Source organism: Flavobacterium sp. (assembly GCF_041392085.1).
Classification (GTDB): domain Bacteria; phylum Bacteroidota; class Bacteroidia; order Flavobacteriales; family Flavobacteriaceae; genus Flavobacterium.
The window spans coordinates 271,629-283,848 of record NZ_JAWKMW010000007.1 but is presented as its reverse complement, the minus strand read 5'-3'; the positions used below and the strand labels follow the sequence as shown (position 1 = coordinate 283,848).

Annotated in this window: 8 protein-coding genes; 4 read left to right on the top strand and 4 right to left on the bottom strand. The window is 37.8% G+C overall.

Annotated features, from left to right (window positions below):
• Positions 1 to 38 precede the first annotated feature (38 nt).
• Genes R2782_RS07640 through R2782_RS07630 form a run of 3 tightly spaced genes read left to right on the top strand, consistent with a single transcriptional unit; the run spans position 39 to position 4,523 of the window.
• Positions 39 to 1,316 carry a dihydrolipoamide acetyltransferase family protein gene (locus tag R2782_RS07640; protein ID WP_371267615.1) on the top strand — a complete coding sequence of 426 codons (1,278 nt, stop codon included), beginning with the start codon at positions 39 to 41 and terminating at the stop codon, positions 1,314 to 1,316.
• A 43-nt stretch (positions 1,317 to 1,359) separates the two neighbouring features.
• Positions 1,360 to 2,424 carry a branched-chain amino acid aminotransferase gene (locus R2782_RS07635; protein WP_371267613.1) on the top strand — a complete coding sequence of 355 codons (1,065 nt, stop codon included), beginning with the start codon at positions 1,360 to 1,362 and terminating at the stop codon, positions 2,422 to 2,424.
• Between the two features lie 53 nt (positions 2,425 to 2,477).
• On the top strand, positions 2,478 to 4,523 hold the full coding sequence (locus R2782_RS07630) for a thiamine pyrophosphate-dependent enzyme (RefSeq protein WP_371267611.1): 2,046 nt from the start codon (positions 2,478 to 2,480) through the stop codon (positions 4,521 to 4,523).
• A gap of 115 nt (positions 4,524 to 4,638) precedes the next feature.
• Here R2782_RS07630 and R2782_RS07625 read toward each other — a convergent pair whose 3' ends face one another.
• The 3 genes from R2782_RS07625 to R2782_RS07615 all read right to left on the bottom strand — a co-directional run bounded on the left by R2782_RS07625 (position 4,639) and on the right by R2782_RS07615 (position 7,458).
• Positions 4,639 to 5,175, bottom strand: a complete 537-nt coding sequence (locus R2782_RS07625) for a DUF4136 domain-containing protein (RefSeq protein ID WP_371267609.1) — start codon at positions 5,173 to 5,175, stop codon at positions 4,639 to 4,641.
• Positions 5,176 to 5,269: 94 nt separating this feature from the next.
• On the bottom strand, positions 5,270 to 7,273 hold the full coding sequence (locus R2782_RS07620; protein WP_371267607.1) for a urocanate hydratase: 2,004 nt from the start codon (positions 7,271 to 7,273) through the stop codon (positions 5,270 to 5,272).
• Between the two features lie 2 nt (positions 7,274 to 7,275).
• Complete coding sequence (locus tag R2782_RS07615) at positions 7,276 to 7,458, bottom strand: DUF5522 domain-containing protein (protein WP_371267605.1); 183 nt, start codon at positions 7,456 to 7,458, stop codon at positions 7,276 to 7,278.
• Between the two features lie 28 nt (positions 7,459 to 7,486).
• On the opposite strand from R2782_RS07615, the gene R2782_RS07610 reads away from it, so the two are divergent.
• A complete protein-coding gene (locus R2782_RS07610) occupies positions 7,487 to 7,813 on the top strand; it encodes a hypothetical protein (protein ID WP_371267603.1) in 327 nt (108 codons plus the stop codon).
• On the opposite strand, the gene R2782_RS07605 is transcribed toward R2782_RS07610, so the two are convergent.
• The gene (locus R2782_RS07605) at positions 7,810 to 12,096 is read right to left on the bottom strand and encodes a hypothetical protein (RefSeq protein ID WP_371267601.1); all 4,287 of its coding nucleotides are present in this window, start codon (positions 12,094 to 12,096) and stop codon (positions 7,810 to 7,812) included. The genes R2782_RS07610 and R2782_RS07605 overlap by 4 nt on opposite strands.
• Positions 12,097 to 12,220: the final 124 nt, after the last annotated feature.

Here is a 12,220-nt window from a genome sequence, read left to right as displayed (position 1 = left end):
ACCTGAAACTTTAAACTTGAAACCTGAAACAAATTAATATGTTTGAATTCAAAATGCCCAAAATGGGCGAAAGCATATCAGAAGCCACCATCATCAGTTGGACAAAAAACGTTGGTGATTATATTGAAGCGGAAGAAACTTTGTTGGAAGTTGCTACCGATAAAGTCGATAGTGAAGTACATTCACCCGTTTCCGGTACCATTACTGAAATCCGTTTTCAAAAAGACGATGTGGTGGAAGTGGGGACTATTTTGGCGTTAATTGATGCCGAAGGGAAGCAAGAGCCAAGAAGCAAGAGCCAAGAAATTATTACTGCTAAAGTTGAATCTCAGCCAGAAGTAATTAAACCATCTAATATTGAATTTAAACAAGTAAAAACCAATCCAGATGCTTATCTTTCTCCTTTAATCATCAGTATCGCACAGAAAGAAAATCTTACTTTAGAAGAAGTGCAAAGTATTCCTGGTTCAGGAATTGATGGTAGAATTCAAAAAAGTGATGTGTTCAATTATTTAAAAAACAGAAAATATCCTTTACAATCAAAACCAATAACCGACAGCCGACAACCGACAACTTTCCCTAAACCAAAAATCAATTTTGTAGAAGGAAAAGATCGAATTGTGGAGATGGATCGCATGCGAAAGATGATTGCTGATCACATGGTGTATTCAAAGCAAACTTCGCCACACGTAACTTCGTATCTTGAAGTCGATGTGACGAATTTGGTGAATTGGCGAAATAAAAACAAAGACAAATTTCAAGAGAAATACGGTGAAAAACTAACATTTACACCCATTTTTATTGATGCTGTAGCCAAAGCCATTCAAGACTTTCCGATGATTAATGTTTCCGTTGATGAGAATAAAATCATTGTACACAATGACATCAATATTGGTATGGCAACCGCACTACCAACCGGAAATTTGATTGTTTCAGTAGTCAAAAAAGCGAATGAAAAAGACATGATTTCGATTGCTAAAGAAGTCAATTATTTAGCCGAAAGTGCCCGTAATAATAAACTAAAACCGGAAGATATTCAGGGAAGTACATTCACCATTTCCAACGTTGGAACGTTTGGAAGTTTAATGGGAACGCCCATTATCAATCAACCTGAAGTAGCTATTTTGGCTTTAGGAATCATCAAAAAAAGACCGGAAGTTATTACCACAGAAAAAGGAGACGAAATCGCCATCAGAAGTATGATGTTTTTATCCTTATCCTTTGATCATCGGGTAGTTGATGGATTTCTAGGTGGATCATTCTTAAAACGAGTGGGCGATTATTTAGAGCAGTTTGACAGTAATACAAAAATATAATTTTCTCTTTTCATAATTAGAATTGAGAGCAAACATAAACACAATGCAAGAAGTAATGACAGCAATTAAAGTAACAAAAGCAGCACATTCCACCGTTGGAGAAGTTGATTTAAACAATATCGTGATGGGAAAAAAATTTACCGATCACATGTTTGTTTGCGATTACCAAGATGACGAATGGAAAAATCCGCGAATTGAACCTTTACAGCTCATTCCGACACATCCTGCCGCCATGGCTTTGCACTATGGTCAGGCGATTTTTGAAGGAATGAAAGCTACGTTGGGAAAAGAGGGAACTCCTTTGTTATTCCGTCCTTATGAAAATGCAAAACGATTAAATTTTAGTGCGAACCGAATGGGAATGCCTGCTTTTCCGGAGGAACTATTTGTCGAAGCGTTGAAGCAATTCACTGCTTTAGAAAAACAATGGATTCCAACCAAAGAAGGAAGTGCGTTGTACTTGCGTCCGTTTATGTATGCCGATGAGCCATTTATCGGAATGCGTGCCGCAACCAGTTTTAAATTTATGGTGATTGCCTCTCCAGCCGGACCATTTTTCAGTAGAAAAATTAAATTGTATGCCGAGAAAAAATATGTGCGGGCCGTGAATGGCGGAACAGGAGAAGCCAAAGCAGCAGGGAATTACGCCGCTGCGATTCGCCCAACCGAATATGCCAAAGCAAAATCATATGATCAAGTATTGTGGCTGGATGCTCACGATTTTGAGTACATCCAAGAAGTGGGAACGATGAATATTTTCTTTAAAATTGACGGTAAGTTCATCACCCCAGATTTAAGCGGTTCTATTTTATCGGGAATTACTCGAATGAGTGTCATTGATTTATTACGCTCCAAAGGTTTTGAAGTCATTGAAAAACCAATCAAAATTTCCGAAATTATTGAAGCATCCAAAAACGGCACTTTAGAAGAAGCCTTCGGAACCGGAACAGCAGTCGGAATTGCCATGATTGACGAAATTGGAAACAATGATTTTACAATTAAATTACCTGAAAATAATCCGGTTTCTATAATGGTAAATGATACACTAAACGCTATAAAACTTCAAAAAGAAAAAGATCCATTTGGTTGGATTGTGGAAGCGAAGTAATAAACCTAAACCTAACAGGTTTCAAAAACCTGTCAGGTTTAAAATAGATTAAAATGTTAGAAAAAAATATCCTGAAAAAAGCCTTTTCCACCATGGCAACCGCCAAAACGATGGCGGAATTATATGAAGATAATTTCAAAATTGTTTCCAAATACGTTCACGCCACGTCACGCGGTCACGAAGCCATTCAAATTGCGATGGCGATGCACTTATTGCCACAAGATTATGCATTTCCTTATTACCGAGATGATGCCATGTTACTCGGAATCGGAATGCGTCCGTATGATTTAATGCTGCAATTAATGGCCAAAAAAGACGACCCGTTTTCAGGAGGTCGAACGTATTATTGTCACCCTAGTTTAAAAGATGCCGATAAACCAAAAATTCCGCATCAATCTTCTGCTACCGGAATGCAAGCGATTCCTGCTACCGGAGCTGCGATGGGGTTTTGGTACAAAGAAAATACAGGAATTCAAGAGGACAATGAGTTAAAACCAATTGTGGTTTGTTCTCTCGGCGACGCTTCCGTAACCGAAGGCGAAATTGCCGAAGCCTTTCAAATGGCCGCTTTAAAACAATTACCAATATTATATTTAGTCCAAGATAATGGCTGGGATATTTCTGCCAATGCAGCCGAAACTCGTGCTCAAAATGCCTTTGAATACGCCAAAGGTTTTCACGGAATTGAAGCCATAACAATCGATGGAGCGAATTTTACTGAAAGTTATTTGGCACTTGAAAAAGTAGTTAAAACTATTCGAGAAGAACGTCGACCGTTTTTGGTTCATGCTAAAGTTCCGTTGTTAAATCACCATACTTCGGGCGTTCGGATGGAGTGGTACCGAGATGATTTAGACGAAGCAAAATCCCGCGATCCTTATCCGGTTTTGATTCATCAATTGAAAAATATCGGATTTTTATCTTCTGAAATTGATGAAATAGAAAAGAATGCTGTTACCAATGTAAAAGCAGATTTCGAAAAAGCTCAACTAGCGGAAGATCCAAAACCGGAAGATTTATTCACACATGATTTTGCACCAACGCCTATCACAGAAGAAGTAGGTGAGCGAAATCCATCCCATGAGGAAAAAGTAGTGATGGTCGATTGTGCCTTGTTTGCGGTAGAAGAATTAATGAAAAAGCACGCTGAATGTTTGTTATACGGTCAAGATGTGGGCGGACGTTTAGGAGGTGTTTTCCGTGAAGCAGCCACTTTAGCACAGAAATTTGGTGACGAACGCGTTTTTAACACCCCAATTCAAGAAGCATTTATCGTAGGTTCAACAGTCGGAATGTCAGCCGTCGGGTTGAAACCGATTGTTGAGGTGCAATTTGCCGATTATATTTGGCCCGGCTTGAATCAGTTGTTTACCGAAGTAAGCCGTTCCTGTTATTTATCCAACGGAAAATGGCCGGTGAGTATGATTTTGCGAGTACCCATTGGTGCCTACGGAAGTGGCGGTCCGTATCATTCATCATCCGTAGAAAGTGTGTTGACTAACATTCGCGGAATCAAAATTGCGTATCCAAGTAACGGAGCCGATTTAAAAGGATTAATGAAAGCTGCTTATTACGACCCGAATCCGGTGGTGATTTTGGAGCATAAAGGGTTGTATTGGAGCAAAGTAAAAGGTACAGATGCTGCAAGGGTGAATGAACCAAGCGAAGACTATATGTTACCGTTCGGAAAAGCCAATATCGTCCAAGAAATCTGGGAACAAGAAACCGTAGAAACCATAACGATTATAACATACGGAATGGGCGTTCATTGGGCGTTAAATGCTTCTGCCGACATCAAAAATCAAGTCGAAATCATCGATTTACGAACGTTGTATCCGTTGGATGAAGAATCCATTTTCAAATCCGTTAAAAAAGCCAAAAAGTGTTTGGTTGTTACCGAAGAACCCACCAATAATTCGTTTGCACGCAGCTTAGCCGGACTTATTCAGGAGAATTGTTTCAAACACCTCGATGCTCCCGTGATGGTTATTGGTTCCGAAAATATGCCGGCAATTCCGTTGAACAGCACGTTGGAATTTACGATGATTCCGAATGTGGATAAGGTTCGTGCAAAGATGGAAGAGTTGCTTAATTATTAGTTTTCAGTCACAGTTTACTCACAATCCTGTCATCTCGATGAAGGAGAGATCTCGTAATATTTACTTTATATTTTTAATTTTAGTTGAATAACTGCTTACTGCGACTGCAAACTGTTTACTTTTTCTCAGGTGGATATTGAGCTAAAATCTTTGCTACAAATTCATTGATGCGTTCGTCTTTTTTATCGATGTTTCGAGTTAAAACACCAATACCTTCGCCTTGCCAAATGAGTTCCTTTTTTCTATTGTCAATTAAATCAATGAATAATGTTCCTTCCACATAAGAGGAAACACTGGTGTTCATGCCACCCCACATCCATGGATTCCATCCCCATCCCCAACCATAGCCCCATCCGGCATTGAATTGGTTAACATTAACTTGTTCCCGTTCTTTGGTAAAAATGTTTACCAACAAATCAGGATTTTCACTTTTGCTAAAGCCTTTGGCCGTCATTTGTTGGTCAATGGCACGGAGAATTCTTTTTTTGTCTAAATCGGAAATTTCGACTTTATCGATGCCGCTTTTTTGATAGGCATAGGTTCTGTATTGCGTAAAATCAACACTTTTATCATAATCAGAATAAACTCTTACGGAACTGCATGAAGCAAGAATGAAGAGTAGAAGTACGGGTAGAAATTTGAGTGTTTTCATAGTGTATTTTTTGTTTAAAAATTTAATTGTTTAAGGGTTTAAAAGGGGTTTAGATTGTGCAGAGGTTAACAAACTTAAACAAAATGAAACAATCTTAAACCATTTTAAACAATTCATCATCTACTACATTAGGGATGGTAACTTTCAACAAAGGTTGCGTCTCCATCGCTCTTTTAATTGCAAAAATAGCTCCCTCGTTGCGAGCCCAATTTCTTCGGGCAATTCCGTTGTTGACATCCCAAAACAACATTGATTTTAATCGTCTGTCGCTATCTTCTGTACCATCAAGAACCATACCAAATCCGCCATTAATTACCTCACCCCAGCCAACGCCACCACCGTTATGGATGGATACCCAAGTAGCTCCACGAAAGCTGTCGCCAATCACATTGTGAATCGCCATATCAGCCGTAAAACTCGAACCATCATAAATGTTAGACGTCTCACGATAAGGAGAATCGGTTCCGGAAACATCGTGGTGGTCACGACCTAAAATGATATATCCAATTTCGTTTTTAGCAATGGCTTTGTTAAATGCTTCAGCAATTTTCATTCTTCCTTCAGCATCGGCATATAAAATTCGGGCTTGCGAACCCACAACTAATTTATTTTTCTGAGCTTCTTTAATCCATTTAATATTATCCTGCATTTGCTGTTGGATTTCAATAGGAGCGGTTTTTGCCATTTCTTCCAAAACTTCACAAGCAATTTGATCGGTTTTGGCTAAATCTTCCGGGTTTCCGCTGGCACAAACCCATCTGAATGGACCAAATCCATAATCAAAACACATTGGTCCCATAATGTCTTGCACATAACTCGGGTATTTAAAATGAATGCCATCCATCGCCATTACATCAGCACCGGCACGAGAAGCTTCTAATAAAAAGGCATTTCCGTAATCAAAGAAATAGGTTCCTTTGTCCGTATGTTTATTTACAGCCGCTGCATGACGCACTAACGTTTCTTTCACTTTCGTTTTAAAAAGTTCGGGATTATTGGCCATTAATTCATTCGATTCTTCAAAAGAAAGTCCAACCGGATAATAACCTCCCGCCCACGGATTGTGCAACGAAGTTTGGTCTGAACCTAAATCAATGTGAATGTTTTCTGCATCAAATCGCTCCCAGACATCCACAATATTCCCAAGATAAGCTATGGAAACCGTTTCTTTTTCAGCTTGAGCTTTTCGTACCCGAATTACTAAGTCATCTACATTTTCAATTACTTCATTAATCCAACCTTGTTCATGACGGATTTTTGTGATTTTCGGATTTACTTCGGCACAAACGGTCACACAACCGGCAATGTTTCCTGCTTTGGGTTGAGCTCCACTCATTCCGCCTAAACCTGAAGTAACAAATAGCGAACCAACGGGGTCTTTTTTAATTTTTCTAAAACCATTTAAAACGGTTATAGTAGTACCGTGCACAATCCCTTGCGGACCGATATACATATAACTTCCGGCTGTCATTTGTCCGTATTGTGATACGCCTAACGCATTCATTTTTTCCCAATCGTCTGGTTTGGAGTAATTAGGTATCACCATTCCGTTGGTAACCACGACTCTTGGAGCATCTTTGTGGGAAGGAAACAATCCCATCGGATGACCGGAATACATTACTAACGTTTGCTCATCGGTCATTTCAGAAAGGTATTTCATTGTTAGACGATATTGTGCCCAATTTTGAAAAACGGCACCGTTTCCGCCATACGTAATCAATTCGTGCGGATGTTGAGCTACAGCATAATCCAAATTGTTTTGAATCATTAGCATAATGGCTTTAGCTTGCTCACTTTTTCCGGGATATTCTGAAATGGGTCGGGCATACATTCGGTAATCCGGACGAAGACGATACATATAAATCCGACCGAATTTTTCTAATTCTTCTTTGAATTCAGGTAGGAGCGTAGCATGGTCTTTTGGTTCAAAGTAACGTAATGCATTGCGAAGAGCTAATTTTTTTTCTTCCTCCGAAAGAATTTCTTTCCGTTTTGGAGCGTGATTTATATCAATTTCATATGGTTTTGAAGAAGGTAATTCGGTTGGAATTCCTTCTGAAATTTGTTCTTTGAATGATTTGATTTGTATTGCTTCCATGTTTATTTTTTTAGTTTTATTTGCCCGGTTTTTTTATCAAATCCATACGGACAATGTCGGCATCCGCTTTTACAGCAATAGCCTCTTTTTAAATGATATTTTTCTGTAAAACATTTATAACCTTCGGGTGTATAATAAAAATCTTCTCCTTCGATTAATTTATTTTCAGGATTTGGTGTATTCATAGCTACAAAATTAGCAACTTTGCAACAAATGTTTGTATTAGTTTTTAAATATTTAACCCCAAAAGGTTTTCGAGGACTTACTTTGTATCCATTTGTGTTTTTAAAATACAAATCGGACAAAGAAAATGTTGTATTATTGAACCATGAACGAATTCATATTCGACAACAAATTGAGCTATTGGTTTTGCCTTTTTATGTATGGTATAGTTTGGAGTATTTAATTCGCTTAATTCAGTTTAGAGACAGAAATTTGGCTTACCGAAATATTTCTTTCGAACGAGAAGCGTATCAAAACGAAAAAGACCTTCATTATATAAAGCAAAGGTCTTTTTGGCGTTTTATGAATTATCTTTAATAAATTACTTTCTCAATAGAAGTTGTTCCGTTTTTTAGTTTTATTTTTATAAATAAAGCCAAATTATTTTTTTGTAAACTGTTTAATATTAATTGATTTGCATTGACATTATTGTATTCGGCTAATTTTTGTCCCAACACGTTATAAACCAAAATGGATTCCATTAATTCGATGGTTGAATGAACGGTGACATTTTGATTAGAAGTTACTCGGACAATATTCTCAAAAGAAAAATCAGGATTGCTGAGTGTTTCATTTTGATAAATAACTTCAAAACGATTGTTGTATGTTCCTTGTTCAGAATAAAAACCATAAGGATTTATCTTGATATCATGAATTGTGTTATTTAATTTGTCATTTATATAAATGTTCTGATTCTCAAATAAACCATCAATAGCAGCAAGTGCAATGGTGTATTGACCACTGGTTGGTATGTTAACGCCCATCGGCACAATATCATTTACATCAAACGGTAAGCTTCTTCCTTGAATGGTTAGTTTTTCTTCGTCCAAAAGAGAATAAATTATCATATTTCCGGCTACTGCTGTATTTGCATCAAAGAAACTATCTCTTCCCATGGTTGCATTTTCTATGTAGCCAACTAATGTTCGGTCGTTTAATCCATCAGAATTGATAATATCAAACCACATTCTGTGTCTTTCTAAATCGGTTAAATTAGTTTGTGTTTCAATCTGATTTGTATTTCTGTAGAACAAACTATTGTCATAGCCAGGATTTCGTAAACCGTTATTAAACGACACAACATCTGAAGCCGGAGGTCCATCAATCATTTGAACAAAGAAACCTTGACCTGCTCCAATGAATAAATCTGAACCTGCTGCAGGACAACAAGAAGTACCAGTGAAATTAAAAATATAATAATCACCTGGCGTATAATTATAGGCATAGGTATCATAAAACGGACTTGTTATGGCTGCTGGTAATGTGCCGTGTGTCCATAATCGAACATTGCCTTCAATTTTGGTGTTATTATTAAAAAGAAACTGACTAGCTCTGATTGCTGAAGGGTAAGGATTTCCTATCAAATTGTAATTGTCACTCAGGTTGGTAATTTCTGTCCCGTTTAAACCATAATGAGTTGCAGTATTGGTATCGCTTCCACGTGAGATGGTAGTTGTGATTTGACCATTATTTGGGACTCCTATAAAACTACCATTCAGTGTTGTTGGCGTATTTCCAAAACTATTTGGCCCACGCATGATATAACCAACAGCGGGTTGCATGGTATTTCCGGCAGCACCTATCCAATACCCTTGACCGCCGTTTGGATTAGCAAAAGTAGGGTTCCAAGTAAATATTGGGCCGGGAGAAATTGGAGCAGGAATATTACTCACATTAAAACCAGCCACTGGCGATGACCAATAAACATAGTCTAATCTTCGGATATCTGTATCTCTTCGGTAGATAATATTTCCAACGTTGGCAGTATTATTGATTTGAACTAAGCTGGAATTGTCCTCAATGTCAAATGTTCCATTAGGTTGTACATTCACCCAATCTGTTACGGTTATGCTGTTATTTGAATTAACAGTAAGTGTTGCATTGTTTAAAATACGTAAAGTTCCGGCTAAACCATTGTAATTTGTTCCTGAAATTATAGGGTCATTAGGTGTAACTGGAATTAAAACACAATCGGTATTGTTTGGAATGCCAACAGGTGTCCAGTTGTTGTTTTTGTTCCAATCAGAATCAATTGATCCATTCCATGTTTTGTCTCCAATAACAGTAACAATAGTTTCATCATTTTCAACAATTGTATTTCCATTGCAAAGAGCATAGGTGACTTGAGCCGTATAAGTTGTTGTTACGGTCGGACAAACATTAATTACATCAGTATTCCCAACAACAGGACCTGATGTACCAGAGCCTTCAAACCATTGTATTGAGGTAATGGATGGGCCGGCAGGAACAAAACGCCAAGCTTCATTGGTAACAGTCCAATCTGCATCAAGACCATTTCTCCCCGGTGCAACAACTGCTTGTGTTCCGGTTTCATCTTGAATACCAACAATGGCATTACCTCCATTCCAAGTAGCACAAACATTTTTTTCTTTTATATAAACTTCAATTATATTAGTATCTTCGTATAAAACTATCATTCCGGTGTAGAGAATGGAATTACAGGCGGATGAAAACATAGGAATGTCGTTCCAAGAAGCTACAAGTGCTCTACAACCGGTGTTTAAAGTAATTAATTCCCACCCAACAGTACCTCCTTTACTAGGGTCGATATCATGATAAACTCCATAAATAGTATTTGGGAATAATGCTCCCACCAAGCTGGGGAGATTATTGCTAAAAGCATATCCTGATCCACTACTAGCATCTGTGGTGTCAAAGGAAATCATCCCATTTGAACCCATAATACATGAATTATATGTATTTCCATAAAAACAAAAATCAAAAGGAATGTTAATCACTGGAGACCAAATGTCATCAATATTTACACTTACCGGATTTTGAAGACAATAAAATTGATAAGGTGGTGCATAAGGAATTGATTCCACGATGTATGAAGAAGTATCTCCTAACTGCAAGTAAGTAGCCTCTAAATCCACACAGGTTGCTACAGAATTGCAATCTAAAGGAATCGGGTCAGCACCATTTAAGCCTAATCCACCTGATAGCACAGAAGGACAAGCTAATGATGTTGTACCTGTTCCAGATCCATTTGTACAAGGATTGGTGGTGCAGTTAATGATAAAGCTAACATTTCCTCCGGCTGTACTTTCAGGGTCTAATAAAAAATAGTACTGAACACCTGCTGAAAGGAAAAAATTAGAACTCGTTGCAGCACCGTTTAGGTCATCTATACAGCTCCAGCCAATATTATTACAACCATCTGAAACTGCCTTGTAATGATAATCTATCGTTGCGAAAGAATTAGTTTGTTGAATAGTGTATGGTCCTGATTGCGTAGGGGTGAAGGTGTAAATTGTTTCAGTTCCCGGTGTTGTCCAACCACAAGGAGAACTTGGATAGCTTCCGTTGCCGGAAGGTACAGTACCATTAATTGTTGTGCCACAACTAGCAATGTTTGTTACAGACGTACAAGGATTTGGGGGTGTTGTAACACACATGGTGAAAGTCCCTTGTCCACTTCCATTTGAATAACTGTAAACTCTAACAAAATATGTATTACCAATGGTTAGGCCAGTCACTGTTGAAGATTCATTGCCTGTTACTGTATTATCAATGCATGCTAAGCTAGTTAAAGAACCACAAGTGCCGCTGAATACTTGTAGCACGGCATCGCTCAAGGTACCTGGCGTTACTGTAACATTGTGAATGGTTGAAGTAGCTACAAAGCTAAACCAAACATCATCGTCTGCACCTCCAACACAACCCGCCATGGATTGACTTGCTCCAAAGGTTGATCCTGAAGTTGTTGAAGTGCATGTTGTAGTTGGATTAACCGGTAAATTGACTGCATTTGAACAGTTATCATTGCCGATTGGAACTGTACAACTTCTGGAAATTGTAAACGTACCTGTTGTTGAACTTCCTGATAACCAATGTGCAATATAAACATAGTAAGTTGTACCGTTTGTTGTACTAAATGTTGCTGTTTCAGGAGCAGCATCAGTACAAACAATATTAGTCATACTAGCACATGTTCCTGTTGAAACAGATAGTTTAATATCAAAAGAAGGGTTTGTTGTAATAGTAGTTATATTTCCATCTCCAATAAAACTGTACCAAACGCCATAATTTGACATTGAGCAGCCTGATGTATTGGCAATATTTGTTGCACCAACTGTAGTGCCGGCCAAATTAGTAGTGCCACAGGGTAAAGGAGTAGCGTTGGTACACAAATCGTTTGAAGGTGCTACGGGAGCTGAACAGGATGTGCAAGTTATGGTTGTTGTACAACAATTTGACGCCGTTCCGCAACCTGCATTTGTGTTGTAATGGATATAATAGGTTCCGGATGAAGTAGCTGTAAAAGTATGTGGAGAATTACCATGACTGATTACTGCACCGTTATAAGTATTACTTCTTATGGTTATATAGCCTCCACAATTATTCGTTATTTGATAGGTTGAACCACTAACTATTGAAGTTATTGGACTGTATTCTGTTTGATAATTGCAAGTACTTATTGTAACCGGTAACGTATTAGTTGGAGCTGTTGCTGATCCCCATTGGACTGTATTAGTACATTGTGCGTTGGTATTACTAGTATAAAATAATAAAGAAATAAATAATAGAATGTGGCACAGAATCGATGGAAAAAAGATCCCCCAATTTTCTTTTTTCATTGTATGGATAAAATTTGTTTCCACTAAAATAAGTATTTTAATTCAAAAAGTAACAAAAATCTAAACATTTGTTAATAAATAGTTGTAATGTTTAAAATAATCGTTAAAAAGAGAATTAAGTATC

Excerpts from the sequence above, each read along its gene's own strand:
- R2782_RS07640 (WP_371267615.1), top strand. The coding sequence starts at position 39 with ATGTTTGAATTCAAAATGCCCAAAATGGGCGAAAGCATATCAGAAGCC.
- R2782_RS07635 (WP_371267613.1), top strand. The coding sequence starts at position 1,360 with ATGCAAGAAGTAATGACAGCAATTAAAGTAACAAAAGCAGCACATTCC.
- R2782_RS07630 (WP_371267611.1), top strand. The coding sequence starts at position 2,478 with ATGTTAGAAAAAAATATCCTGAAAAAAGCCTTTTCCACCATGGCAACC.
- R2782_RS07625 (WP_371267609.1), bottom strand. The coding sequence starts at position 5,175 with ATGAAAACACTCAAATTTCTACCCGTACTTCTACTCTTCATTCTTGCT.
- R2782_RS07620 (WP_371267607.1), bottom strand. The coding sequence starts at position 7,273 with ATGGAAGCAATACAAATCAAATCATTCAAAGAACAAATTTCAGAAGGA.
- R2782_RS07615 (WP_371267605.1), bottom strand. The coding sequence starts at position 7,458 with ATGAATACACCAAATCCTGAAAATAAATTAATCGAAGGAGAAGATTTT.
- R2782_RS07610 (WP_371267603.1), top strand. The coding sequence starts at position 7,487 with ATGTTTGTATTAGTTTTTAAATATTTAACCCCAAAAGGTTTTCGAGGA.
- R2782_RS07605 (WP_371267601.1), bottom strand. The coding sequence starts at position 12,096 with ATGAAAAAAGAAAATTGGGGGATCTTTTTTCCATCGATTCTGTGCCAC.